Source organism: Streptomyces sp. NPDC048523 (genome assembly GCF_043199815.1).
Lineage (GTDB): Bacteria > Actinomycetota > Actinomycetes > Streptomycetales > Streptomycetaceae > Streptomyces.
Map to the genome: position 1 here is coordinate 1,068,072 of NZ_JBICWQ010000002.1, position 22,920 is coordinate 1,090,991.

The following is a 22,920-nucleotide window of genomic DNA, read 5'->3' on the forward strand; positions in this document are numbered from 1 at the left end:
CGTACGCCGCCGCCCTGTCGCGCCGCAGCCGCTTCGAACGCGGTGTCGTGCAGCTCGACAACGTCCCGTAGCAGCGGGGCGCCCCTGTACCCGGACAGCAACCCGGGGCGCCCCGCCCCCTTCGCGGGACAGATCACCCTACGCCCACGCAAGATCAGGAGTACCGGCCATGACGAGCAACACCCGCACCGCTGCCGACGACCTTCGCGTCGTCGTCGACCACTGGCAGCACTTGCGGGCCCTGGTCGACACCTCGACGCCCGCGGTATGGACCCCGCCGAAAGACGTCGCCGACTACCTGCGGAAGCTCGACGAGCACCACGCGGCCGAGCGCGCCCTCGAGTCGGTGATGACCCCGGCGAAGTGGCTCGCCCGGCCCGGCGAGCACGACCAGGGCGCGGCCGCCCGCCCCGAGCGCGAGCCGCTCGCCCTCGCCGAGCAGTTCGCACCGCTGCGGCTGCACGTCGTCGACGCGTGCCGCGCGGTCGAGGTCGCCCTGTGCGCGATCGCCGACGAGATCGCGGCCGAGGTGCAACGCGCCCCGATCAAGCGCCTGTCGCGCGCGATCCCGGGCGACCGGGTCGGGCTCGACCTCGCGCTGCTCGCCGCCCGAGACGAAGCGGACCCGCAGCGCTGGCACTTCAACCTCGGCGACCGCAGCGCGGTACGGGCGGCCGAGTGGCTGATCAGCCGGCTCGAGGGCAAGCCGGGCCCGTGCATGCCGATCGACGATGCGCAGCGCGAGCGCATCGGCCGTATCGCTCGTGAGGCGGCGCGGCGTATCGAGCGGACGATCGGCAACGACCGGCGCCGCGAGTTTCCGATGAGCCGACCGTGCCCGTACTGCGGCGCATCACTCACGATGCACCGCGGCGGCACTGATGCGTCGACCGTGACCTGCGAGAACGGCGAAGAGTGCGGCGCCCCGGTACCGATCGTCGAGGGGCGCCGCACGTGGGCGGCGCCGCACGAGCTCGCGTCGCTCGAGGGCGCCCTCGACGCTGCGGCACACCGAGCGGTTCGCGCGTTGGCCCGGCGCCGGCAGCGTGCCGCGGCCGATGCAGGCGGTACCGCTGTCTGATACCCGTGATGCGCCGCCGGTCCCGGCGACGGCGCACATGCCGGCACAGAGCAGCGCCCCCGCCGAGTCATCCGGCGGGGGCGCTGCCGCGTGAGCCGCTCACCGTGGACTGTCGGGGTTCGGTTCGTGGCACCATCGGCAGTACGCCGCCCGGCCGCATGCCTGTTTCTTGCAGCCCCGGCATTTCCGCAGGCACAGATCGCCCGTGGCGTAGTAAGTCCGCCATGCGCAATGGGAGCAGTAAAAGACGTCGCCCTCGTCCCACAGGCGATCTGTCGCCCCGCACGAAGCGCATTTCATCGCGACCACCCTTTAGCTCTCGTCGGCCGTCGGCGGCTTGCCGTGCACGTCCGTGCGCCACCCGGGGCGCGTGATCCGGTTACGGAAGTACGGCGCCGCGAGCCGATAGTCGACCACATTCGAGCCGCCGACCGGGACGACCGGCGGAAACTCGGGGTCGCTCTGGGCGATCTTCGACACCCGCTGATGAGAGATCCGCTCGACAATCCCGTCGGCGACGAGACGGCGCGCAAGTTCACGGAAAGACACCATGTCCGGCCCTCCTTCGGCCTCGGCCATGGACACCATCCTGTCCGACCTTGTTGCCACGTGGCAACAAGGTCTGTAGCTTGGTTCTGCCAACAACAAGGCCCCCGGCCCGGCGCTGGAACGCCATACGGCCGGGGGCCGGACCTACCCAAGCCGCTAAGCAAGAGGGCAGATCCGTGAAGAATCGTAGCCGTGCAGTTCCCGCTCGCCCCCCGAACGGTCTGGGCCCGACGGCCGAGTCGTTGAAGTGGCGTGACCGGCTCGGGTGGCGCATCGGGATCGGCATCATTGCGCCGGCGGCCGCCGGGATCGTCGCATGGTCCCTGTACGTCGTCGCCCACGACATGTACGGCGTGCCGAAGTTGCTCGCCGTGCTGGTCGCCGCGTGCTTCGACGGTACGGCGCTCGCGTGCCTGTACCTCGCGAGCGAGGCGGTACGCGAGAACCGATCGGCGCTCGGGCCGCGGCTCGCAACGCTCGTACTCGCCGGCGTCTCGATGTACCTCAACCGGTTGCACGCACTGCACATCGACGGCGGGCTCGGCGCGACGCTGCTCTTCGCCGCCCCCACTGCGGCGCTGCTGCTGCTCGCCGATCTGTCATGGGCAGCGACCCGGGCCCGGCACCGGATCGACCGCGGCGAGCGTCCGATGCGCTTGCCCGTGTTCGGGTGGCTCGGGTGGCTGCTCGCCGGTGAACAAGCGTGGGACCAGACGAAGCGGCGCGCGGTCGATCACGTCACCGGTGCGTCGAGCGACGTCGAGCCGGCGCCGGCCGGCGGCCGCGAGCCCGTCGCCCTGATCGCCGCCGAGCTCGCCGAGATGCCCCCGAGCAAGGCGATCCGCATCATGCACGCCGCGCGCCCCGAGCTCAGCCTCGCCGAGCTCGCTGAGCTGCTCGGCCAGTACGGGCAGGAAGTGACCGAGCTCGACGTCGCGGTCGTTCTCGGCCGCGTGCCCCGTCCGGTCGACTACACCGTGACGCGCGCTGATGCGGGCCCGCATCAGACCGAGGCGCCGCCCCCGCATCACCTTGTGATCACCGTGCAGCAGCCCGAAGCGATCGCCGCCGCACCCGCGGCCGCGGCGCCGGCCGAGCAGCCGACCGCCCCCGCCCCGGACCCCGCCGAGCAGCACCGGGTCGAGCAGCTCGTCGACGCTGCACTCGCCGGCGAGGGGCTGTCGAAGGCTGATGCAGTGCGGCGTCTCCGTGATGCGCTGCCCGCGCTCAACGCCGTGCAGATCGCCGAGCACCTCACCCGCCGCGGCTGGGAGACGACCGACGGGTACGTGCGCACGGTCAACTCGCGCGACGCACAGAAGCCGCAGCCCAAGCGGAAGCCCGAGCCGAACGGTCCCTATCTGTAGCCCGAGGGGGCCCGCCGTGCTCGCCGTGTTCTTCGTCGCCTACTTCGCTGTCTCGACCGCCGGCGCGTTCGTCGGGCTCGTCCGCATCGCGCCCCGCCGCGCACCCGGTCTGTACGCCGCCCCGGTCGCCGGAACGACCGGCGTCATTCTCACGTTTCTCGCGCTCGGCGCGAGCCTGTACCGCTGAGGAAGCCATGCCCAAAGAGGTCACCCCGAGCGCGGTCTACCCCGCCGGGACCCCGATCCCGACCGCCCCGCCGCTGCCCGCGGCGCCGCACGGGACCCCGAACCTTCCCCCGTGGCGCATCGCCGCGCCGCCCCCGCCCCCGCCGACCGCCCCGACGCCGCCCCCGCCCGTACCGGCGCCCGACCCGGGCCCGATCGAGCATCACGTGACCGTCGAGCTCGTCTACCCCGAGCAGCCCGAGCCCGAGCCCGAGCTCGGCCGGTGGGAACGACTCTGGGGGGCGGTCACCGGGTTCGTGAGCCCGTGGAAGGCGCTCGGCGCCCTCGCCGCCGCGGTGATCCCGGTCCCGTGGACCGGCTACAGCGCCGCGGCGACATGGCTCTACATGATGAGCGAGGCCCGAGCGATTCACCCCGCAGTCGGCTACACGATCGCCGTCGGCGCCTTCGCGCTCGCCGTGCGGCGCCTCACTGCCCGCCGCACGCTGCTCGCACTGTGGGCGACCGCCGTGACGCTCTTCGGGCTCTTCGGCGCGGCCGACTGGTTCGACGTCGTCGTGATCATCACGGGGGTTCACCGATGAACGTCGCCGTCAACCTCGGCGGGGTCGCGGTCGGGATCGCGATCCTGTGGCTCAACGTCCGCAAGTGGTGGAAGGGGAACCGGGACCCGAAAGAACTGATCCCCTACGGCGCCGGCTCGGCGCTCGGATCGCTGTCGACGATCTGCGTCGGCGGCGCGCTCGGGTGGGGCGCCTCGGGCATCGCCGGTCTGTTCTCCAGCGTCGGCAGTAAGGGCGTTGAAACGACAACCGGCACGAGCGGCGCCGCAGCCATGCCGACGGGCCGCATGGGCGTACTGACGCCCGAGGGCGGCGTGATCACGTGCCTGATCCTGTTGAGCGTCGTCGCCCTGTACAAGTCGGCGGGCAAGCTCGAGAAGCGCCGGATCGTCGGCGGGTTCATCACGTTCGCGATCCTCGGATTCCTGCCCGGCGTCGCGGCGATGCTCGGCTGGTGGCCCGACTCGGTCAACTGGGCCGGCGCGAAGGTGCTCGAGCTGCTCAGCAAGGGTGCTGATGCCCTGTGAAGCAGCAGATCGCGAAGGCGGCCGCGAAGGTCGCCGTACGCAACATCGACGGATGGCTCGCCGAGGGGAGCGAGGCCATATGGGAGCGCCTCACGGACGGCGTGACCGGCTGGATACGAGACGGTAGGCGAGACGACCTCGAAGGGTGGCGAGCGGCGCTCGGGCCGCTCTTCCGGCTCGCCCTGGTCGGCGCGCTCGGGTACGGCGCGTGGGCGCTCGTCCGGCGCTTCCCGTGGCTGCTGTGGCTGCTGCTCGCCTGGCTCGTCGCGGCCGCGTGGAAGGTGTCCCACAAGCGCCCCGCCGAGGACGTCGACGAGCCGGCCGAGGACGAGCTCGCCGAGCAGTCCTCCGAAGAGCGCCGCGCGGCCGCCGAGCAAGCCTTCGTCGAGTACGTCGTCGCCTCGATCGGAGAGGCGAAGGGCGTGCACCTCTCAACCCTCGCCGAGGGGCTCGACAAACCCGGGCTCTTGCCCGGTTGGGGAGTGGCCGAAGTGCGCGCGCAGTTGGGTGCGCTCAACATCCCCTGTCGGCGGTCCGTAAAGGTGCGCAACGCGGCCGGCGAGTGGGCGGTCGCGTGGGGGGTTCACCGGGACGACGTTCCGGCGCTCAACACCCCTACCCCAGCCGAGGACAGCGAGGCGGCCGCGTAGCGGTCTACCCCCCGATCTACCTGCGGTTCTACCGCCGATCTACCTCGATCTACCCCCTTCTACCGGGGGTGTTCTACCCCCGGGGCGGCCGACAGCTTGCCGGCATCCCGACCGCCCCGGGTCACCTATCCCACGAAGAGACAGGACGACCCATCATGCCTAAGTTCCGTCGCAGCGTCCCCATGTCCGAGCTTCGCGAGCAGATGACACCCGAGCAGAAGAAGCAGCACGAGACGACCTATCAGGCGAGCCGCGGCGGGTGGTTCAAGCCGGCCGACAAGCCGGTACCGGGCACCCCGAAGAAGGGATGATGCAGTCATGCCACACGATGAGCTCCCCGAGTCCCTTGAGGCAGTCCTCGACGCGCAGGACGTCGAGCGACAGGACTACGACCGCGCACGCCAAGTCATGACATTCATGTACCAAACGGGCGAGGACAAGACGATTCTCGGCAGGATCGAAGGGACCGTACCCGTACCTGTGGTCGGGCAGACAGTCAGGCTGTGGACGTCCAAGGTCGCTCTCGTCGTCGAGGACGTCGAGACGTTCTACGGGCTCTACCGCGAGGACGGCGAGCAGTTCGCAGAGGTCACCGTCCGAGTCAAGCCGAGGGAATGATGCAGAGCGGCCACCCCGCCCCGTCCGGGACTGCCGGGCGGGGCGCCCGTACGAGAGGATCGGACCCATGGCGAAGAAGATCGAACACGAAGGCGCCGACGGGCCGATGACCCTCGACGAGCTGTCAGCGTTCGTCGCCGACGCGTACAGCAACGGCGCGAAGGGCGACGAGACGGTCGCGGCCGCGGTCACCCTGCGGGGCAAGCTGCGGTCGGTGAAGGTGAACGCACCCGTGCCGGCCGAACGCCCCGCCCCGGGCGCCGGACACTGATGCACATCGTTGACAGCGTGTCGTACGGCGCGCTGCTCGACGAGCTGCTCGCCGACCAGGACGAGCACGAAGTGCCCACGATCGCCCGGGGATTCCTCGACGATTCGAGTCGCTTTAGTCGCTGAATCACCGACGATTCACCCGCGAAAAATCCTCGATCCTGAGACGAGTACGCAGGTCAACGCGCCGTGTCCCCGGGGGACTCCCTCGGGACTACGCGCGCGCGTGCCCCTATCCACTCCACTACCAAGAGGGGGCGGGCGTAGAGAGCAGACGTACCGCAACCCTCGCGCGCGAGCGCGCAACGCCCACACGCGGTACGCGTCGTGACTTGACGTAAGCGATCACATGTCGCACCCTGGCCGAACAGACGACCCCTGCCCGGAAACGGGCAGCGCCCCCTCGACGCCCCCGCCGGCCCGGCCGCGGGGGCGCTCGCATTTCCACCCCCAGACACCGCGCAGTGCGGTACACACGATCAAGTGCGGGTTGCTGGCTGCGCCCCGTGCTGCGCGGCACACCTCCGGCCGAGAGGAACACGTGATGCGCGTACGCCTCACGGACGGGACACGCGAGGTCGAGATCAAGACCGACGGAACCGCGGACGACGCGCCGCTGCTGCGGCAGATCGAACGCACCGCCCGCCGGCTGCTCGACGCCATGCCCGCACCGCATCATGCGGCGCCGCAGCGCTTCGGGTTCGGCCGCGACCTCGACCGCATCGCGCTCGACTCCGTCGCCGAGCGCGCCGACCCCGAGCCCGACTTCGAGGACGAAGGAGACGACGAGTGTCGGACACGGTGAGGCTCCCCGTACGCGTCCGTACCGGCGACGGACCCGAGACAGAGATCGGCACGATCGAGCTCGAGGGACCCGACGCACGACCCGCCCTCGCCGCTCTCTTCCGTGCTGCCGCCGACTACCTCGACCCGCAGGACACCGACGGGTGACCGGGGGTTGGCAAGGCAGTACCCGCCGCTTCGAACTACCCCCCGACTGGCCCGAGCTGCGCGCGCTCGTCCTCGCCCGGGACGAACACCGGTGCCGTTGGCGCGAGGGCGGCACGGTGTGCGGACGCAGGGCGACGGACGTCGACCACATCAGGCCCGGCAACGACCACAGCCTGACCAACCTTCAAGCGCTGTGCCACGATCACCACGCGATCAAGAGCTCGCGTGAGGGCAACGCCGCACCGCGCGTCACACGTTGGCGACCGACCGAGCGTCATCCCGGTCTGCTGTAGGCGACGTACAAACCCGCAGGTCAACGGCTCGCAACTCGACTGCGAGCGCGTCGATTTGATGAGCGGCCGAGCAAGTACGAGACAGGCGACCAAATCGAGCAGCGTGCACGACAGTTGCAAGCCTCTGACCTGCGGTTTTACGCAAGTCGGATCGCGGCCGCCGAGCTCGTCGAACGCTCACCGGGACCGACTTCGACGTACTGCCGAGCCGGACCGCACGACAACCCTCTGACCTGCGCTTTTACGGAGAGATGCACAAACCCGCAGGTCAGAGCGTTGCAACGGGCCAAATCGGCGCGCAGTTCTGCGAGATGCCACGAGATACCCGACGAGCAGCTCGTCGACGACACGGACCAGTCACCCCCCACCCCCCTGGGGGGTGACTCCCTCCCCCCGCCCCGTCTGGGCTCCGGGAGGTGCTGCGGCGCTCCGTGCGTATGAAACGCCGAGATTTGAGGGCATGGCGCCCCCTGGGCTGCCCGTAGGGGTGCGGGCAGGGGTCGGGGAGGCTGATTTGATGGCGCGGCGGGTGGGCACCGTACAGCGTCTCTCAGCCCCTCGACCCCAATCAACGAATGATGAATGCGCAGGTCACAGCGCTAAAAGCGTTACATCTGCGGTATGATGGAGGCATGCCGACCCCGACTTGCGAGCACTGCCCCGCCCCGCTGCCGATCACGGCGCGGCGCCATGCGAGGTACTGCTCGACGCGCTGCCGTGTCGCGGCGCATCGCGTGCGGCGCCGCACGCTGCCGGACGAGCTCACGAGCCGGCCGCGTTGGGTCCGGCGCACCGCGGCGAAGGTTCCGGTCGCGGTGACCGGCGAGACGGCGAGCAGCACCGACCCCGAGACGTGGTCGCGGTACAGCGACGCCGCGGCGAGCCGGGTCGGCGCCGGGCTCGGGTTCGTCCTCAACGGCGACGGCGTCGTGTGCCTCGACCTCGACCACTGTCTCTACGGCGATCGGGTCGCTCCGTGGGCGCAGCGCATTCTCGACGCCGCCGGCCCGACATGGGTCGAGCGGTCGGTGTCCGGCGACGGGCTGCACGTGTGGGGGCTCGGCGAGCTGCCTCACGGCCGGCGCATCACGGTCGGGACCGGAACGGTCGAGCTGTACGGCACGGGCCGGTACATCGCGGTCACAGGCGACACGTGGGGCGACGCGCCCCGCCGGCTCGGCAGCCTCGCCGAGGTGATTGACCGACTGCTGTAGCGACTCCCGACACGGGCGCGCTGCGGCGTACCCGACACGGGAGGTAGACCGATGGCAGTCACGGGGCGCAAGCCGAAGGACGGGCCGAAGCGCAACCGAGTCGCCGCGGTGCACGACTGGATCACCGTCGTCGACCAGCCGTACGACGGCGAGCGGCCGAAGCTGCCGCGGGCCCGGCGGGTCGAGTGGACCGACCGCGAGCTCGGCCGGCAATCCGAGATGCAGCCGTTGCAGTCCCTCACGGCGAAGTGGTGGGACCGCATCGCTTCCATGCCGCACTGTGTGCTGTGGTCGGATGCCGATTGGCAGTACGCCGTGACGACCGCGCTCGTCGCCGACGCCGTGTTCGCCGGCGACGTCCGGCTCGCCGGCGAGCTGCGGCAGCGCGAGCGCGTCCTCGGCACAACCCTCGACGCCCGGCGGGATCTCCGCATTCGGTACGTGCCGCTCGACGACGAGCCGGCCGAGGACGAGCCGGCCGAGGCGGGGAAGGCGACGGCGCCGCAGAACGTCACGCGGCTGTCGGAGCGCCGGGCCCGGCTGACCTCCGATGCCCCGTGAGCTAGTTCGCGCCCCGCAGCACGACCGGCAGCGCTCGCTCGGGTGGCTCGCCCTGGCGTGGAAAGAGCATTTCTGCGTGCACGGGCCCGGCGACATTCAGGGTCGCCCGCTCGACCCGGAAGCGCCCGACGGCGTACCGCTCGACGACGAGCTCGCCGCCCTCACGGTCGACGCCTACGCCCTCGACGGGTCCGGGCGCCGGTTGTACGACTCGGCGTTCTTCAGTCGGGCGAAGGGGCGCGACAAGAGCGGTACGGCCGGCCGGTTCGTGCTCTTCGAGGCGTTCGGCCCGTGCCGCTTCGCAGGGTGGGCCGAGGGCGGCGAGGTTTTCGAGTGGCGCGACTTCCGTTACGTCTACCAGCCGGGCGAACCGATGGGGCGCGCGGTCACGTACCCGTTCATCAGGTGTCTTGCGACGGAGGAGTCGCAGGCCGGCAACACGTACGACAACGTGTTGTTCAACCTCACCGACGGGCCGCTCGGCGAGGACTTGCCCGGCGACGCCGCGGGCGTGACCCGGATCATCCTGCCGGACGGCGGCGAGATCGTCCCCTCGACGGCGTCCAACGCCGCGAAGGACGGCGGTAAAGAGAGCTTCGTCGTGTTCGACGAGACTCACCTGTACGTGCTGCCCGAGTTGCGGCGCATGTACGACACGGTGCGCCGCAACCTGGGCAAGCGTAAGGACGCCTCGCCCTGGTCGCTCGAGACGTCGACGATGTACGCGCCCGGCGAGGGCAGCGTCGCCGAAGAGACGCACACGTACGCGAAGCTCATACGCGAGGGCAAGACGCGCACGGCCCGGCTGCTCTTCGATCACCGGTCGGGGCACGAAGGCGTCGACCTCACCGACGAGTGCGCGGTGCGCGCGTCGCTCGCCGAGGCGTACGGCGACTTCGCCGCCGTGATGGATCTCGACCGGCTCGTGAACGAGATCTTCGACCCGCGCAACTCGCCGGGCGACAGCCGGCGGTACTTCTTTAACCTCGCCGAGGCGGCCGCCGATGCGTGGCTCGCCGAGCCGGAACTGATCGCCGTGAGCGACCTCGACAAGGTCGTCGCCGACGGCGAGATGATCACGCTCGGGTTCGATGGGTCGAGGAAGCGCTCGCGCAAGGTGACCGACGCGACGGCGCTGATCGGCTGCCGCGTGAGCGACGGTCACCTCTTCGAGCTCGGGGTGTGGGAGCAGCCGGCCGGCGCCGCGGGTGAGAACTGGGAGGTACCGAAGGCCGAGGTACTCGCCGCGGTCGAGAGCGCCTTCGCTCAGTACAACGTCGTCGGGTTCTACGCGGACCCGGCGAAGTGGCAAGAGCACGTGATGGGTTGGGAAGCGCGCTACGGCAGCCGGCTCGAGGTGAAGGCGAGCCGGCAGCACCCTATCGAGTGGTGGATGACCGGCGGCCGCGCGATTCAGATCGTGCGGGCGACGCAGCGCCTACTCGACGCGATCCTCGAGCGAGAGATGACCTACGACGGGTCGTACGCCTTGACCAGGCACTTCCTCAACGCCCGCCGCCGCGAGGGGCGTACGGGCATTCAGATCATGAAGGAAAACCCCGACAGCCCACGGAAGATCGACGCCGCGGTCGCGTCGATCCTCGCCTTCGAAGCGCGGTCGCAAGCGGTCGCGCAGGGGCTCGCCGAGGCGGCCGAACCGATGGGCGGGTTCACGTTCTGACAGCCCGAGAGGGGGCGACATGTTGAGCGACGAAGTCGAGTCCCCCGACTGGTGGCTGCTGCGCCTCGGGCGTGGGCTGCGGGACCGGCAGCCGCAGCTCGATTTCTGGTGGGACATGTACAAGGGCAACCACAAGTTGCCCGAGCTGCCGCGGAACGTCGGCGAGGCGTTCCGCGAGTTTCAGCGCAAGAGCCGTACCAACTTCCTGGGCCCCGTGGCGAACGCACCTGTGTACCGGCTGCGCGCCCTCGGGATCACCGACGGCGAGGGGAACCCGGACGACGACGCCGCCCGCTGGTGGCAGCTCAACCGGCTCGACAGCCGACAGAAGCAGGTGTATCGGGTCGCCCTGTCGCAGTCGGTCGGGTACATGATCGTCGGGCCGCACCCGACCAGGACGGAAGACAACGACCGGCCGTCGCCGCTCATCACGGCCGAGACGCCGAGCGAGTGCATCGTCGAGCACGACCCGGCGACCGGCGAGCGCCGCGCCGGGCTCAAGGCTTGGTACGACGACGTCGCCCGGGTCGGCCGGGCTGTGGTGTACCTCCCCGACCGGCTCGTGCGGTACGTGACGAAGCAGCGCGGGCCCGGCCGGCTGCCGTGGGGGCGGCAAGCATGGGAACGCGACGGCGACGAGCAGCCGCACGACCTCGGCGCGCTGCCGATGGTCGACTTCCCGTGTCGGCCCGACCTCGGCGAGGACCCCGAACCGGAATTCGCCGGCGTGATTGACATTCAGGACCGGCTCAATCTCGGCGTGCTGAATCGGATGACCGCCGGCCGCTACGCCGCGTTCCGGCAGAAGTACGTGACCGGGCATAAGTTCCGGAAGCGCACGGACCAGATGACCGGGCTCGAGATCGTCGAGCAGCCCTTCGTTCCGAGCCCGTCCGCGGTGTGGGCGAGCGAGGGCGAGAACGTCAAGTTCGGACAGCTCGACGCGACCGATCTGTCGGGGTTCCTCAAAGAACATGAGGCGGACATCCGGAACCTGTTGCTGATCAGCAGTACCCCGGCGTACCTGTTCGCGACCGACCTGATCAACATCAGCGCCGACACCGTGCAGGCGCTCGACGTCATGCACCTCGCGAAGGTCGGCGAGCACATGTCGCACTTCGGCGAGGCGCTCGAGGACGTCATGACCCTGTGCGCGCGACAGGCGGGCGTCGATCGGGACTTCACCGAGGCCGAGGTGCGTTGGGCCGATCCGAGGCAGCTCAACCCGGCCGTTCTCGCCGACGCCGCGACAAAGAAGAAGTCGATCGGCTACCCGCTCGCCGTTCTCGCCGAGGACATGGGCGAGTCGCCGCAGCGCGTACGCCGGATCGCTGCCGGCGCCGCGGCCGATGCGCTGCTCGGCGCTTCGCTGCTGCCGACGCAGCAGCCCGGCGCAGCCGCGGGTGCGGGGACCGATCCGGCCGCCGGGACCGGCACAGGTAGCGCCGCATGAGCGAGGCAGTACAAGAGGCGCTCTCGCAGCAGTACGACACGATCACGGGCCGGCTGCGCGAGCGGCTGCTCGCCTTCGTCCTCGGCGCCTTCGAGTCCCTCGGCAGCTACCGCGACGCCGACGCCGCGGCGTTCGTCGAGCAAGTGCTGCCGGTTGTCCTCGGCGCGCAGCAGCAGATCGGCGCGCTCACCGACGCGTACCTCGCGAGCATGGTCGCCGACATGTTCGGCGGCGCCGCGGCGCCGGCCGGCGTGCAGCTCGCCGACGATCTGCGCGGGGTGCCGGCGGCCGAGGTGTACGCCCGGCCGTTCGCCACGGTGTGGAACGCCCTTAGCGAGGGGCGCGACATGACCGAGGCGGTCGGGCTCGGCCGCAACCGGCTGCGGTCGGTCACCGACACCGACTTGCAGCTCGCCCGTACGCACGCCGCTCGGCAGAGCATGCGGCGCAGCCGGGCGAAGTTCTACCGGCGCCGGCTGTCAGGGGCGAAGAACTGCGCGCTGTGCGTGATCGCGAGCACGCAGCGGTACCGGGTCGACAAGTTGATGCCGATTCACCCGGGCTGCCACTGCAAGCCCGAGCCGATCCCGGGCGACCGGGACCCGGGACAGATCATCGACGAGCGGCTGCTCGAGGACGCGCACGACGCGATCGCGCGCACCGTCGGGCAGTCGGACCGCGGCGGGCGTGCGCCCGACTACCGCGAGCTCATCATCACCCGCGAACACGGCGAGATCGGGCCGCTCTTGGCTGTCCGCCGTCATGAGTTCACCGGGCCGAAGGACGTCGGGCCGACCGACGTCGTCGACACGGACTGACGCGCCGACACGGCGCAGCACTTGCTCACCCTCACCCGACACGGGAGACACCACCATGCGCACGCGCACTCTGCCCCGTCACGCCCGTACCGGGCAGCTCGCCCTCGGTTGGCGTAAGGCTCGCCCGAGCCGCGGCGAGAACACCGACGAGCTGTACCCGGTGTGGCCGATCCTCGGCGGCGCCCCCGACGACGGGGACGGCGACGGGGACGACGGCGACGAAGGCGACGACGACCAGGGCGGCGACGGGTCCGACACGGACGACGGCGACGACTGGTCAGAGATCATCAAGGGTTGGAAGGCCGAGGGGCTCAACCCGGGGCAGATCAAGGCGCGACTCGACGCTTCCCGCAAATGGGAGGACCGCGCGAAGAAGAACAAGGGTGCCGCGGACGAGCTCGCCAAGCTCAAGCGCGACGGCATGAGCGACACCGAGGCGGCAGTCGCCGCAGCGCGCGCCGAGGAACGCGTGAAGGGCGGCGAGCGCATCGCGCGCTCAACGTTCCTAGCGGCCGCGAAGGACCGGATCGCCAACCCGCAGGACGTCGTCGAAGAGATCAACTTGAAGAAGTACGTCGACGACGACGGCGAGGTCGATGACGACGCGATCGCCGAGCTCGTCGACAAGCTCGCCCCGAAGAAGTCCGACACGGACGACGACGAAGGCGACGACGAGCGCGACACGCGCCGCGGCCGCCGGGGCAACGGCGACCGCCGAGGGTTCGACCAGGGCGCGCGCGGCAGCCGCTCGAGCCGCAAGCGGCAGAGCAGCGTCGCAGCCGGCCGTGACCTGTGGGCCGAGCGGCACGGCAAGAAGACCACCAACTGACACCGGGAGTCTCCCCGATGAACCTTGCACCCGTGACCGAGACCTTCGGTCAAGACGATCAGTCGTGGCTCGCGTCCGCGCACGGTACGAACACCGCGCGGCCGCTCACCCTCGACACGTCGGCGTTCACGCCGGCGACCCACTACCCGAACGGCTACTTCCCGAGCGGTCTGCCCCTGGGCAAGATCACCGCGACGGGGCTGTACGGGCCCTACGACAACACGGCGGCCGACGGGCGCGAGGTGCTCGCCGGGTTCCTGTTCACCGCCGTCTCGGCGCCGTCCGTCAACACGATCGACCCGCAGGGCGCGCTCTTCTGGCACGGCGCGGTCGTCGAGGCCAAGCTGCCTCGGCCCGTCGACGCTGCCGGTAAGGCGGACGTCGCCGGGTTCGTCAAGTTCTTCTGAGAGGGGTGATCACCCATGCTGATCAATGCTGACTACATCACCCCCGCCGAGCTCACGGGCTACGTGCGAGCGGGGGCGGCCGACCTCGCGGCGAATCAGTTCACGCTCGCCCGGTGGCTGCCGAACAACGCGATCGACGATCTCGAGTACCGCTTCACGAGCGGCGGCGAGGGACTGATCGAGGCCGCGACGTTCCGGTCGTACGACGCCGAGTCGCCGATCGCCGCGCGGCCGGGCATCCGGCGCGTGACCGGCGAGCTTCCGCCGATCTCCCGCAAGATCAGGCTCGGCGAGTACGACCGGCTGCGGCAGCGCCGGCTCGACGGACAGGTGCGCAACGCGCTGATGCGCGACGGTATGCGCATGACGCGGGCGGTGTCCGCCCGTATGGAGCTCGCCCGCGGCGAAGCGCTGTACAAGGGCAAGCTCGAGCTCGCCGAGAACGGCGTGATTGCGACCGTCGACTTCGGTCGTAAGGGTGCGCACACGGTCGTGCCGGCGATCGCGTGGACGGACCCGGCGGCCGAGATGCTCGCCGATCTGCTCGCGTGGAAGGCTGTATACGTCGACAGCAACGGCGAGGCACCCGGCGCGATCCTGACGAGCGAGCGGGTCGTCGCCCTGATGATGCGGAACGACGAGCTGCGCGCCCTGGTGTACGCCGGCGGTGTCTCGCAGCCTTCGGTCGTCTCGATCGCCTCGATCAATGAGGTACTTCGGGCGTACGGTCTGCCGCCGATCTCGACGTACGAAGCGCGCGTGCGCGTCAACGGCGTCACGACCCGCGTGATCCCCGACGACCGGGTGCTGCTGCTGCCGGCCGCCGGCGACGCCAACGACCCCGAGTCGACCGACCTCGGCGCCACGCTGTGGGGCACGACCGCCGAGTCGCTCGACGGCGATTACGGGATCGAGGACGGCGAAGAGCCGGGCATCGTCTCGGGTGTCTACGGGGACAACGACCCGCCGGCGCTGTGGACGAAGGCGGCCGCGATCGGTCTGCCGGTACTGGCGAACCCCGACCTGACGTTCTGCGCCGACGTCGCCTGAGAGGGGTGATCGCATGAGCAGCAAGCAGCAGCTCGTCGCGCACGTGCATGTGCGGGATCTCGGCGGCCGCTCGGTCGCCTTCGGGCCCGGCGAGGACGTCCCCGGATGGGCCCGGAAGCAGATCGCCAACCCGAAGGCGTGGGGCGACGTCGAGCCGGCCGACTCTTCGCAGGCCGAGGTGACCTCGCCCGCGGGCACGGGCGGCGACCTCGAGGCGCCGCCGCGGGCGGGCAAGGGCTCGGGTGTCGAGGCATGGCGCGACTTCGCCGCTCGCAAGGGCGTCGACGTCGACCAGGACGCGAGCCGCGAGCAGATCATCGCGGCGTGCGAGGCGGCCGGCGTCGTGCCGCGAGAGGAGTAGGGGCATGGCGGCGTTCGCGACCGTCGAGGACTACGAAGCTCGCGCCGCCGTCTCTCTCTCCGGGGCGAAGCGCTCGCAGGTCGAGGCGTACCTCGACGACGCGTCGGCGCTGATGCGCCGGCACATTCCGACCGGTTTCGAGCCGGACCCGGCGACACTCAAGGCGATCGCGGTCGCCGTTGCGCGCCGGGTCATGGCCAACCCGGGCGGGTACCGGCAGCGGTCGATCGGGCAGTACGCCGAGACCCTCGGCGAGAACGGCGGTCTGTACCTCACCGAGGACGAGATCGCCCTGTTGCAGCCCGAGACACTCGACGACCCGGACGCCGACGCCGCGTACTCCGTAGGGCTGCGCGACGAAGGGCTGCCGGGTTGGCGCGCCGACCCGTGGCCGCACGGCTCGCCGGACCCGTCCGCCGGTTTCTGGGCCGGTGGTGTGTGGTGATCGGCGACGATCTGCTGCCGCACCTGGTCGACGTCGAGCAGCCCGGCCGGAAGACAGACCGGTATGGCAACGACGTCGACGACTGGTCGGCGTCGACGCATACCGCGGTCAACGCATGGATGCAGCAGAACACCGGGGCCGAGGACACCGACGGTCGGAACGCGCAGATCGGCGAATGGCTCATGATCTGCAACCCGGTCGACGTCGACGGCAACCCGCTCACGGTGCGCGGCGAAGCGCGCGTGCATTGGGGCGGGCTCGCCTTCGAGGTGATCGGACCGCCGGGCCCGGCGTACGAACCGAGCGAGCTGCACCACTTCGAGATACGGCTCAAGACAGTCGAGGGGTGATCATGGCTCGACCGTCGTTCCGGCCCAACCGGGCGAACATCGCGACGTTTCTCAAGGCGCCCGAGACGCGCCGGCTGATCGAGCGGAAGGCACGGGCGACAGAGTCCGCGGCCGCCGCAGCGAGCTCGGCCGACGGACTGTTTCGCGTCGACGTGCAGACCGAAGAGCACCGCGTGCGCGCCGCGGTGATCGGTGACTACTCGACCGCCGACCCCGAGGTATCTCGCGAGGCGCTGCTGCGCGGTCTGGACGGGGCGAGGGGCGCCGACTGATGCCGGCGCCGATCGTGTTCCCGGACGCCGCCGAGCTCGTCGCCACGTACCTACGGGAAGAGCTCGCCGCGCGCGGGCAACCGGTGCGCGTCGTCACCCGCGTACCGAACCCCCGGCCGGCCGCCTTCGTCCGCGTGAAGCGCATCGGCGGCGCCCGGCTCGACGTTGTCACCGACCGGCCGCGGCTCGACGTGCACGCGTGGGGCGGTGACGACGAAGCGGCGCACGACCTGATGCAGATCACGCGCGCGCTGCTGCTCGCGCTCCCCGGTTGGCGGGGCGCGGCCGCGTACGACGTCGCCGAGGTCGGCGGGCCCAACGAGCTGCCCGACCCCGAGACGTCGTCGCCGCGGTACGCCTTCGCCGTCGAGGTGTCTCTGCGGGGCAAGCGCCTCGCCTGATCAGGGCTCACCCGCCCCGACCGCACCCTCGGACCGTCCGGCGGCCGGGGGTTTCTCCATGGAGGGACCATGACCACACCGACGCCGCCCGTACTCGACGACGGGCTGCGGAACAACTTGATCCGCAAGCAGCTCATGCAGGTGATCTACGCCGCGGACTATTCCGCGGCCGCGGTCGCCTCTCCCTTCGACTCCGCGACCGGCGCGCTCGTCGCGCTGCCGACCGGTTACGTCCCGGTCGGCTACACGACGGACGACGGGCTCACGTTCACCGCCGATCTGTCCATGGCCGACACGACGTCGTCGCAGTCGACCGAGCCGACCCGGTCCGACGTCGAATCGGAAGTGCTCACCGGGCAGTACGTGCCGCAGGAGACGAACGCGGCGACCGTGTCCATGTACAAGGGGCTACCCCTGTCGGGTACCGGCGCGCTGCCGGCGATCGGCGAAGCGTGGGCAATGACGCGCCCGGCCGTGCCGAAGGTCCCGTACTACCGGCTGCTCTTCATCGGCGTCGACTACGGCGACGACGGCGGCGAGATCTACATCGTCAAGCACTACCCGAAGGCCCGGGTCACCTCGAAGGACGATCAGCAGTGGGCCCGGTCGACTGAGACGCAGTGGCCCGTCACCGTGCAGGCGTACCGCGACCCGGTGCTGAAGACAGCCGAGAAGGAATGGATCGACGGGCCCGGCTGGCGCGCGCTCGCCGCCCCGTGACCGACCCCCACAGACGGGCGAGGGACGGCGGTTCTGGGTGAGCCCCTCCGTCCCTCGCCCTTCGCATGCTCACCCGCAGCTCACCCGAGGAAGAGAGCACCATCATGTCGAAGCCCAACAAGGCCCGTTACAAGCTGTCGGCGGTCAAGCGGTCGTACTCCGAAGCGGTCGGCGGCGAGCTCGTCGAGGTCGAGACGGACGACGGGAAGGTGTTCACCTTCCCGCACCCGCTCTTCACCGACGACGACACCGCCCGCGCGATCGACGCCGCCGAGGGCGACACCGGTAAGGCGCACGTTCTGCTCGGCGAGCAGTACGACGACTTCGTGAAGAGCGGCGGCGACGCGAACACGCTCATGCTGGTCTACGTCGCCGCCCGGTCTGAGATGCAGGACACCCTCGGCCGGCACCGCCCTACCAAGAGGTAGGCGAGGACGGCGACGCCGAGCTCGACGAGCTCGACGAGCCGCTCGTCTACACCGTGCTCGACGTCCTCGGGGATGAGCCCGAGGCCGTCGAGGCGGACCTGATCGCCCGGTATCCGGGCTACGGCCGGGGCGGTCCCCTCGCGGCGTTCTGGCGCGGCGAGATCACGCTGCGGCTGCTGCGCGTCATGGTCGAGCATCTGCCGCCCGACTCGGCGACCGCTCGCGCGAAGCGTGGGCACGACTGGCAGCACGTCGACTTCGCCGCGCAGGACACGGCCGATCTGCTCGCGCTGCTCGTGACGCAGTTCGCCAACGCGCACCGCGACCCGAAGAAGTACCCCAACCCGCTGCCGCTCCCCGAGCCGGGTTGGCGGCCGGGCGACCCGCTGCCCGACGACCAGGCAGCGGCCGAGGACGAGCGCCGGGCGACAGCCCGAGACGCGTACACGCGAATCACGCAACAGCTCATCCCGGGGGGGTGATCCCGCATGCCGGTCGAGGTCGGCGTCGGATACGTGTCGATCGTCCCGGAGATGTCGCGCTTCGGCCCCGAGCTCGACCGGCAGATGAGCCGGCAAGAGGGCCGGTTGCAGACGTCCGTCACCCGCCCCATGACGCAGGCCGGCGGCGACGCCGGCGCGGGGGCGGGTACGGGCATCCTCGGCGGGATCGGCGGCAAGCTCAAGGCCGGAATGCTCGGCGTCGCGGCCGCCGGCGCAGCCCTGTTCACCAAGGGTTTCGCCGACGCCATGGAGCAGGAAAAGGCGGGTGACAAGCTCGCCGCGCAGCTCGGGCTCAGTGAGAAGGAGTCGGCCCGGCTCGGCAAGATCTCGGGCTCGGTCTACGCGAAGGGCTACGGCGAGAGCGTCGAGGACGTCAACGACGCGTTGAAGTCGCTCGCGCAGAACGGCGTCGCCGCGGTCAACGCGCCGAAGAAGGATCTTGCGGCGCTCAGCAAGAGCGCGCTCAACCTCGCCGAGACCTTCGACGCCGGCGTGACCGAGTCCGCGCGGGCGGCCGGTCAGATGATCAGGACCGGACTCGCGAAGGACGGTAAGCAGGCGTTCGACCTGATCACGCGCGGTTTCCAGACCGGTGCGGACAAGGGCGAAGATCTGCTCGACACCCTGAATGAGTATTCGACTCAGTTTCGTGACCTCGGTCTGACCGGGTCGCAGTCGATCGGGCTGCTCACGCAGGGACTCAAGGCCGGCGCGAGGGATAGCGACACGGTCGCGGACGCGCTCAAAGAGTTCGCGATCAGGGCGAAGGACGGCTCGAAGACCACCGCGCAGGGCTTCGAAGCTATCGGGCTGTCGGCCGATCAGATGGCGACGACCTTCGCGAAGGGCGGGCCGGCCGCGGGCAAGGCGCTCGACACCGTCCTCGACCGACTGCGGAAGATCCCCGACCCGGTCAAGCGGTCGCAAGTCGCCGTGCAGCTCTTCGGCACGAAGGCCGAGGACTTGCAACAGAGCCTCTACAGCCTCGACCCGAGCAAGGCCGAGGACGCCCTCGGCAAGGTCGGCGGCGCCGCCGACCGCATGGGCAACACGCTGCACGACAATGCCGCGAGCAAGATCGAGGCATTCAAACGCGGCGCGATGCAGAAGCTCGTGACGTTCATCGGCGGGTATGTACTGCCGCCGCTGGAAAAGGCCGGCTCGGTCGTCACGCGCGTCGTTGCACCTGCCTTCGGCAAGGTAAGCGACGTCGCCGGGCGACTGTTCTCGTCCTTCGAGGACAGCGGCGCCGTCTCTGCGGTCACCTCGGCACTGTCGACCGCCGGCAGCGAGGTACGCGACACCCTCGGTCCGGCGTTCTCGACGTTCGGCGGCACCGTAACCGGGACGCTGCTGCCCGCCCTGTCGGGGCTGTGGTCGGTCGTCTCGGGCCGGCTCGTGCCCGCGCTCGGCGGCGCCCTCGGTGCGTCCCTGTCGGTTACCTCGGGGCTGCTGTCGAAGGTCGGCGCGATCCTGGTCGGGACCGTCTGGCCCGCCGCGATGCGCGTTTACTCGGCGCTCGGTACCGCGCTCGGCCCGATCATCAGCAGCGTCTCGTCGTTCATACAGCAACGCGCCGTTCCTGCGGCGCAGATGCTCGGCACGAAGCTCGGCGAGCTCGTCGACCGGGCGCAGCCGGTGATCTCGGTCGTCGCGACCGTCGCGTCGTGGCTCGGCGTCATGGCGGCGAAGGTCGTCGGGTTCGTCGTCCCGGTGCTGCTCAATCTGGTCGGGCCCGTGTTCTCGGCCGTGTTCTCCGTGCTCGGCACGGCGATCGGGTGGCTCTCGGCTGTCGTCGGCGCGGTCGTGTCGTTCGGCCGCGGTGTTGCCACCGTGGCAACGGCGGTCGGCGCCGGGTTCATGTGGCTGTGGCAGAACGCCGTTTCGCCGGCGCTGTCGGGCATCCGCACGGCCGTGTCGGTCGCGTGGTCGATCATCGGCCCGATCCTCGAGGTCGGCGCCGCGGTCGTCCGCAAGGTGTTCGGGCTCGCGTTCTCGTGGGCGTACAACAACGCGATCCGTCCGGCCATGTCCGGGATCAGCGGCGCCGTCTCGGCCGCGGGTGCCGGCGTTATGGCCGTGCTGCGGCCGATCGGCAGCTTCCTGCGATCCACCCTCGGCCCGGCGTTCTCGTGGCTGTACCGCAACGCCATTCAGCCGGCCATGTCGGCGGCGTCGTCGGTGATCGGCTCGATCTGGCGCGGCGGGATCAAGCCCGTATTTGCTGCGCTGCGGTCGGGAGTTGGCACCATCGGCGGCAGCTTCGCGACGGCGCGAGACGCTGTCGCGAAGAGCTGGAAGGGCATCGAAAGCGCCGCCAAAACGCCCGTTAACTTCGTGTTGGGGACGGTTTGGAACGACGGTCTGCTGCGTGCCTGGAATTCCATCGCGGGATGGGTCGGGCTCGATAAGCACAAGCTGAAGAAGGTCAAGCTACTCGCGAAGGGCGGCACCCTCGGGCCCGAGCCGGGCATCTACAACTCACCGACCGCGATCGTCGGCGAGGGGAACCCGGCGCACCCCGAGTACGTGATCCCGACCGACCCGCGGTACCGCAAGCGCGCGCTCGCGCTGCACGCCGCCGCGGGTACTCAGCTCATGGCCGACGGCGGCGTGCTCGGCACGCTCAAAGGTTGGGGGTCGTCGGCGGTCGACACGGTCGTCGGCGGGGCGAAGGCGATCGGCGGCGCGATCAAGTCGGCGGCCGACTTTCTGACGGACCCGAGCAAGGCTATGTCGGCGATCTTCCGGCCGATCCTGTCGAAGCTCGGCGGCATCAGCGGCGGCGTGTTCGGCAAGGCGATCGGCGCCGTACCGAAGATGGCAGTCGACGGGATCAAGTCGCTCGTATCCAAGTTCCTCGACTTCGGGGGCGGCTCGGGCGACGTCGGCGGGTCGGGCGTGAAGCGCTGGACGAGCGTTGTCCTGCAAGCGCTCAAGATGGTCGGGCAGCCGGCGAGTCTGCTGCCGACCGTGTTGCGCAGGATGAACCAAGAGAGCGGCGGCAACCCGCGCGCGATCAACAACTGGGACATCAACGCGAAGAACGGCGACCCGTCTCGCGGGCTCATGCAGACGATCGGGTCGACGTTCAACGCGTACGCCGGATCGCTGCGCTCGAGGGGCATTTACGACCCGCTCGCCAACGTGTACGCGAGCATGCGGTACGCGCTCGCGAGGTACGGATCGCTGTCGGCCGCGTACAACCGGGCGGGCGGGTACGCCTCGGGCGGGCAGCCGAAGGCCGGCGAGCTCGCATGGGTGGGCGAAGCGGGCCCCGAGCTCGTGCGCTTCAAGGGCGGCGAGACGGTCTACGACAACCGCACGTCGCTCGGCATGATGGCCAGGCTCGGCGCGCTGCGCGGGTTCGCGAAGGGCACGAGCGGGGCGAAGGCTGCCCGCAAGCAAGTGCCCGGCGATCTCACGGCGTTCACGAAGAGCCTCACCGGCAGCGCGAGCGATATCTCGAAGGCGGCGAAGGCGCTCGCCGACGACCTGCGGAAGACCGGCAAGGCGGGCAAGAGCCTCGCCGCGCAGGTCGGCGCGACGTCGAGCCGGTTGCAGGCGCTCGCGAAGCGGCGCGACAGCGTCGCCTCGAAGATCGAGACGGCGAAGCAAGCAGCAGCCGACCAGAAGAAGAGCGCCGGCGACTACATGTCGTTGTCGAGTCTGGGCGAGGTCTCGTCGGTCGGCGACCTGATCTCGGGCATGCAGAGTCGGCAGTCGTCGCTCAAGGGCTTCGAAGCGCAGATCAAGGCGGCGCAGAAGAAGGGGGTCTCGCAGAGCCTCATTCAGCAGCTCGTCGCGGCCGGCCCCGACAGCAACCTCGCGCAGCTCGTATCCGGTGCGACCGCGGGCGACGTGAAGAAGCTCAACGCGCTCGCCGCGAGCGGCGCCAAGTTGTCGACGTCGTACGGCAACTACATGAGCGACGCCATGTACGACAGCGGCGTCGCGGCCGGAAAGGGATTCCTTACCGGGCTCAAGGCGCAAGAGAGCGCGCTGCAAAAGCAGATGACCAAGCTCGGCGACGTGCTGGTCGACTCGATCGAGAAGCGGCTCGACATTCACTCGCCGAGCCGCGAGACGGAACGGGTCGGCGATCTGGTCGGCGCCGGTCTGGTCGGCGGCATGGTGCGCTCGCTCCCCGAGATCAACGCGACCGCCGTGCGCATGGCGGCCGCCGCGATCCCGGTCCCGGTCTCCTCGAAGCAGTCGACGGACACCGCGGCCGGGCTCCAGCACGGGCAACAGCTCGCGCTCGTCCTCGCGGACGGGACGCAGCTCGACGCCTATGTCGACACCCGAGTCGACGCCGGAATGACCGGGGCCCGCTCGCGCAGCCGGGCCGGCGTGAAACGGAGGTAACCCC

The 22,920-nt window shown here is 70.2% G+C and carries 31 protein-coding genes; 30 read left to right on the forward strand and 1 reads right to left on the reverse strand.

Annotation, left to right across the window (positions count from 1 at the left end):
* Positions 1 to 169: 169 nt before the first annotated feature.
* Positions 170 to 1,081 carry a hypothetical protein gene (locus ACGFWE_RS13815; protein ID WP_393599971.1) on the forward strand — a complete coding sequence of 304 codons (912 nt, stop codon included), beginning with the start codon at positions 170 to 172 and terminating at the stop codon, positions 1,079 to 1,081.
* A 312-nt stretch (positions 1,082 to 1,393) separates the two neighbouring features.
* On the opposite strand, the gene ACGFWE_RS13820 is transcribed toward ACGFWE_RS13815, so the two are convergent.
* A complete protein-coding gene (locus ACGFWE_RS13820) occupies positions 1,394 to 1,660 on the reverse strand; it encodes a hypothetical protein (RefSeq protein WP_393599972.1) in 267 nt (88 codons plus the stop codon).
* A gap of 212 nt (positions 1,661 to 1,872) precedes the next feature.
* Here ACGFWE_RS13820 and ACGFWE_RS13825 point away from each other — a divergent pair, with 212 nt between their 5' ends.
* The 29 genes from ACGFWE_RS13825 to ACGFWE_RS13965 all read left to right on the forward strand — a co-directional run bounded on the left by ACGFWE_RS13825 (position 1,873) and on the right by ACGFWE_RS13965 (position 22,916).
* Positions 1,873 to 2,997, forward strand: a complete 1,125-nt coding sequence (locus ACGFWE_RS13825) for a DUF2637 domain-containing protein (RefSeq protein ID WP_393599973.1) — start codon at positions 1,873 to 1,875, stop codon at positions 2,995 to 2,997.
* 16 nt (positions 2,998 to 3,013) lie between these two features.
* On the forward strand, positions 3,014 to 3,184 hold the full coding sequence (locus tag ACGFWE_RS13830; protein WP_393599974.1) for a hypothetical protein: 171 nt from the start codon (positions 3,014 to 3,016) through the stop codon (positions 3,182 to 3,184).
* Between the two features lie 7 nt (positions 3,185 to 3,191).
* Positions 3,192 to 3,767, forward strand: a complete 576-nt coding sequence (locus ACGFWE_RS13835) for a hypothetical protein (protein ID WP_393599975.1) — start codon at positions 3,192 to 3,194, stop codon at positions 3,765 to 3,767.
* Positions 3,764 to 4,273, forward strand: coding sequence for a hypothetical protein (locus tag ACGFWE_RS13840; RefSeq protein ID WP_393599976.1), 510 nt, complete (start codon positions 3,764 to 3,766; stop codon positions 4,271 to 4,273). The genes ACGFWE_RS13835 and ACGFWE_RS13840 overlap by 4 nt, the downstream gene beginning before the upstream one ends.
* The gene (locus ACGFWE_RS13845; protein WP_393599977.1) at positions 4,270 to 4,923 is read left to right on the forward strand and encodes a hypothetical protein; all 654 of its coding nucleotides are present in this window, start codon (positions 4,270 to 4,272) and stop codon (positions 4,921 to 4,923) included. The genes ACGFWE_RS13840 and ACGFWE_RS13845 overlap by 4 nt, the downstream gene beginning before the upstream one ends.
* Positions 4,924 to 5,078: 155 nt before the next feature.
* Positions 5,079 to 5,234 carry a hypothetical protein gene (locus ACGFWE_RS13850; protein ID WP_393599978.1) on the forward strand — a complete coding sequence of 52 codons (156 nt, stop codon included), beginning with the start codon at positions 5,079 to 5,081 and terminating at the stop codon, positions 5,232 to 5,234.
* Positions 5,235 to 5,241: 7 nt separating this feature from the next.
* On the forward strand, positions 5,242 to 5,541 hold the full coding sequence (locus ACGFWE_RS13855) for a hypothetical protein (RefSeq protein WP_393599979.1): 300 nt from the start codon (positions 5,242 to 5,244) through the stop codon (positions 5,539 to 5,541).
* 67 nt (positions 5,542 to 5,608) lie between these two features.
* Positions 5,609 to 5,812, forward strand: a complete 204-nt coding sequence (locus tag ACGFWE_RS13860; protein WP_393599980.1) for a hypothetical protein — start codon at positions 5,609 to 5,611, stop codon at positions 5,810 to 5,812.
* Entirely contained in the window at positions 5,812 to 5,937 is a 126-nt protein-coding gene (locus ACGFWE_RS13865) for a hypothetical protein (protein WP_393599981.1), read from the forward strand. Before ACGFWE_RS13860 ends, ACGFWE_RS13865 begins: the two co-directional genes overlap by 1 nt.
* 418 nt (positions 5,938 to 6,355) lie before the next feature.
* Positions 6,356 to 6,616, forward strand: coding sequence for a hypothetical protein (locus ACGFWE_RS13870; RefSeq protein WP_393599982.1), 261 nt, complete (start codon positions 6,356 to 6,358; stop codon positions 6,614 to 6,616).
* Positions 6,601 to 6,762, forward strand: coding sequence for a hypothetical protein (locus ACGFWE_RS13875; RefSeq protein WP_393599983.1), 162 nt, complete (start codon positions 6,601 to 6,603; stop codon positions 6,760 to 6,762). Before ACGFWE_RS13870 ends, ACGFWE_RS13875 begins: the two co-directional genes overlap by 16 nt.
* Positions 6,759 to 7,055 (forward strand): HNH endonuclease, encoded by a 297-nt coding sequence (locus ACGFWE_RS13880; protein ID WP_393599984.1) that lies wholly within the window; start codon positions 6,759 to 6,761, stop codon positions 7,053 to 7,055. Before ACGFWE_RS13875 ends, ACGFWE_RS13880 begins: the two co-directional genes overlap by 4 nt.
* Positions 7,056 to 7,687: 632 nt before the next feature.
* On the forward strand, positions 7,688 to 8,269 hold the full coding sequence (locus ACGFWE_RS13885) for a bifunctional DNA primase/polymerase (protein WP_393599985.1): 582 nt from the start codon (positions 7,688 to 7,690) through the stop codon (positions 8,267 to 8,269).
* Between the two features lie 51 nt (positions 8,270 to 8,320).
* On the forward strand, positions 8,321 to 8,830 hold the full coding sequence (locus ACGFWE_RS13890; protein ID WP_393599986.1) for a hypothetical protein: 510 nt from the start codon (positions 8,321 to 8,323) through the stop codon (positions 8,828 to 8,830).
* Positions 8,831 to 8,906: 76 nt separating this feature from the next.
* Complete coding sequence (locus tag ACGFWE_RS13895; RefSeq protein WP_393599987.1) at positions 8,907 to 10,511, forward strand: Terminase; 1,605 nt, start codon at positions 8,907 to 8,909, stop codon at positions 10,509 to 10,511.
* A gap of 19 nt (positions 10,512 to 10,530) precedes the next feature.
* Entirely contained in the window at positions 10,531 to 11,964 is a 1,434-nt protein-coding gene (locus tag ACGFWE_RS13900) for a phage portal protein (RefSeq protein WP_393599988.1), read from the forward strand.
* Entirely contained in the window at positions 11,961 to 12,782 is an 822-nt protein-coding gene (locus ACGFWE_RS13905; protein WP_393599989.1) for a hypothetical protein, read from the forward strand. Before ACGFWE_RS13900 ends, ACGFWE_RS13905 begins: the two co-directional genes overlap by 4 nt.
* A 55-nt stretch (positions 12,783 to 12,837) precedes the next feature.
* Positions 12,838 to 13,611 carry a hypothetical protein gene (locus ACGFWE_RS13910; RefSeq protein WP_393599990.1) on the forward strand — a complete coding sequence of 258 codons (774 nt, stop codon included), beginning with the start codon at positions 12,838 to 12,840 and terminating at the stop codon, positions 13,609 to 13,611.
* Between the two features lie 17 nt (positions 13,612 to 13,628).
* Positions 13,629 to 14,018, forward strand: coding sequence for a head decoration protein (locus ACGFWE_RS13915; RefSeq protein ID WP_393599991.1), 390 nt, complete (start codon positions 13,629 to 13,631; stop codon positions 14,016 to 14,018).
* 15 nt (positions 14,019 to 14,033) lie between these two features.
* Complete coding sequence (locus tag ACGFWE_RS13920) at positions 14,034 to 15,068, forward strand: major capsid protein (protein WP_393599992.1); 1,035 nt, start codon at positions 14,034 to 14,036, stop codon at positions 15,066 to 15,068.
* Between the two features lie 13 nt (positions 15,069 to 15,081).
* Positions 15,082 to 15,429: a hypothetical protein gene (locus ACGFWE_RS13925; RefSeq protein ID WP_393599993.1), complete on the forward strand. Its 348-nt coding sequence runs from the start codon at positions 15,082 to 15,084 to the stop codon at positions 15,427 to 15,429.
* A 4-nt stretch (positions 15,430 to 15,433) separates the two neighbouring features.
* Positions 15,434 to 15,874, forward strand: coding sequence for a hypothetical protein (locus ACGFWE_RS13930; RefSeq protein WP_393599994.1), 441 nt, complete (start codon positions 15,434 to 15,436; stop codon positions 15,872 to 15,874).
* Positions 15,871 to 16,224, forward strand: a complete 354-nt coding sequence (locus ACGFWE_RS13935; protein WP_393599995.1) for a hypothetical protein — start codon at positions 15,871 to 15,873, stop codon at positions 16,222 to 16,224. Before ACGFWE_RS13930 ends, ACGFWE_RS13935 begins: the two co-directional genes overlap by 4 nt.
* Positions 16,225 to 16,226: 2 nt before the next feature.
* A complete protein-coding gene (locus ACGFWE_RS13940; protein WP_393599996.1) occupies positions 16,227 to 16,496 on the forward strand; it encodes a hypothetical protein in 270 nt (89 codons plus the stop codon).
* Positions 16,496 to 16,897: a hypothetical protein gene (locus ACGFWE_RS13945; protein ID WP_393599997.1), complete on the forward strand. Its 402-nt coding sequence runs from the start codon at positions 16,496 to 16,498 to the stop codon at positions 16,895 to 16,897. Before ACGFWE_RS13940 ends, ACGFWE_RS13945 begins: the two co-directional genes overlap by 1 nt.
* 69 nt (positions 16,898 to 16,966) lie before the next feature.
* Positions 16,967 to 17,617: a phage tail protein gene (locus tag ACGFWE_RS13950; RefSeq protein WP_393599998.1), complete on the forward strand. Its 651-nt coding sequence runs from the start codon at positions 16,967 to 16,969 to the stop codon at positions 17,615 to 17,617.
* A 104-nt stretch (positions 17,618 to 17,721) separates the two neighbouring features.
* On the forward strand, positions 17,722 to 18,045 hold the full coding sequence (locus tag ACGFWE_RS13955; RefSeq protein WP_393599999.1) for a hypothetical protein: 324 nt from the start codon (positions 17,722 to 17,724) through the stop codon (positions 18,043 to 18,045).
* 53 nt (positions 18,046 to 18,098) lie between these two features.
* Complete coding sequence (locus ACGFWE_RS13960; protein ID WP_393600000.1) at positions 18,099 to 18,527, forward strand: hypothetical protein; 429 nt, start codon at positions 18,099 to 18,101, stop codon at positions 18,525 to 18,527.
* Between the two features lie 6 nt (positions 18,528 to 18,533).
* Positions 18,534 to 22,916 (forward strand): phage tail tape measure protein, encoded by a 4,383-nt coding sequence (locus tag ACGFWE_RS13965; protein WP_393600001.1) that lies wholly within the window; start codon positions 18,534 to 18,536, stop codon positions 22,914 to 22,916.
* The last annotated feature ends 4 nt before the right edge of the window (positions 22,917 to 22,920 follow it).

Coding starts and splice junctions, on each gene's coding strand:
- ACGFWE_RS13815 (WP_393599971.1), top strand. CDS start 170: ATGACGAGCAACACCCGCACCGCTGCCGACGACCTTCGCGTCGTCGTC.
- ACGFWE_RS13820 (WP_393599972.1), bottom strand. CDS start 1,660: ATGGCCGAGGCCGAAGGAGGGCCGGACATGGTGTCTTTCCGTGAACTT.
- ACGFWE_RS13835 (WP_393599975.1), top strand. CDS start 3,192: ATGCCCAAAGAGGTCACCCCGAGCGCGGTCTACCCCGCCGGGACCCCG.
- ACGFWE_RS13840 (WP_393599976.1), top strand. CDS start 3,764: ATGAACGTCGCCGTCAACCTCGGCGGGGTCGCGGTCGGGATCGCGATC.
- ACGFWE_RS13850 (WP_393599978.1), top strand. CDS start 5,079: ATGCCTAAGTTCCGTCGCAGCGTCCCCATGTCCGAGCTTCGCGAGCAG.
- ACGFWE_RS13855 (WP_393599979.1), top strand. CDS start 5,242: ATGCCACACGATGAGCTCCCCGAGTCCCTTGAGGCAGTCCTCGACGCG.
- ACGFWE_RS13860 (WP_393599980.1), top strand. CDS start 5,609: ATGGCGAAGAAGATCGAACACGAAGGCGCCGACGGGCCGATGACCCTC.
- ACGFWE_RS13865 (WP_393599981.1), top strand. CDS start 5,812: ATGCACATCGTTGACAGCGTGTCGTACGGCGCGCTGCTCGACGAGCTG.
- ACGFWE_RS13870 (WP_393599982.1), top strand. CDS start 6,356: ATGCGCGTACGCCTCACGGACGGGACACGCGAGGTCGAGATCAAGACC.
- ACGFWE_RS13885 (WP_393599985.1), top strand. CDS start 7,688: ATGCCGACCCCGACTTGCGAGCACTGCCCCGCCCCGCTGCCGATCACG.
- ACGFWE_RS13890 (WP_393599986.1), top strand. CDS start 8,321: ATGGCAGTCACGGGGCGCAAGCCGAAGGACGGGCCGAAGCGCAACCGA.
- ACGFWE_RS13900 (WP_393599988.1), top strand. CDS start 10,531: ATGTTGAGCGACGAAGTCGAGTCCCCCGACTGGTGGCTGCTGCGCCTC.
- ACGFWE_RS13905 (WP_393599989.1), top strand. CDS start 11,961: ATGAGCGAGGCAGTACAAGAGGCGCTCTCGCAGCAGTACGACACGATC.
- ACGFWE_RS13910 (WP_393599990.1), top strand. CDS start 12,838: ATGCGCACGCGCACTCTGCCCCGTCACGCCCGTACCGGGCAGCTCGCC.
- ACGFWE_RS13915 (WP_393599991.1), top strand. CDS start 13,629: ATGAACCTTGCACCCGTGACCGAGACCTTCGGTCAAGACGATCAGTCG.
- ACGFWE_RS13920 (WP_393599992.1), top strand. CDS start 14,034: ATGCTGATCAATGCTGACTACATCACCCCCGCCGAGCTCACGGGCTAC.
- ACGFWE_RS13925 (WP_393599993.1), top strand. CDS start 15,082: ATGAGCAGCAAGCAGCAGCTCGTCGCGCACGTGCATGTGCGGGATCTC.
- ACGFWE_RS13930 (WP_393599994.1), top strand. CDS start 15,434: ATGGCGGCGTTCGCGACCGTCGAGGACTACGAAGCTCGCGCCGCCGTC.
- ACGFWE_RS13940 (WP_393599996.1), top strand. CDS start 16,227: ATGGCTCGACCGTCGTTCCGGCCCAACCGGGCGAACATCGCGACGTTT.
- ACGFWE_RS13945 (WP_393599997.1), top strand. CDS start 16,496: ATGCCGGCGCCGATCGTGTTCCCGGACGCCGCCGAGCTCGTCGCCACG.
- ACGFWE_RS13950 (WP_393599998.1), top strand. CDS start 16,967: ATGACCACACCGACGCCGCCCGTACTCGACGACGGGCTGCGGAACAAC.
- ACGFWE_RS13955 (WP_393599999.1), top strand. CDS start 17,722: ATGTCGAAGCCCAACAAGGCCCGTTACAAGCTGTCGGCGGTCAAGCGG.
- ACGFWE_RS13965 (WP_393600001.1), top strand. CDS start 18,534: ATGCCGGTCGAGGTCGGCGTCGGATACGTGTCGATCGTCCCGGAGATG.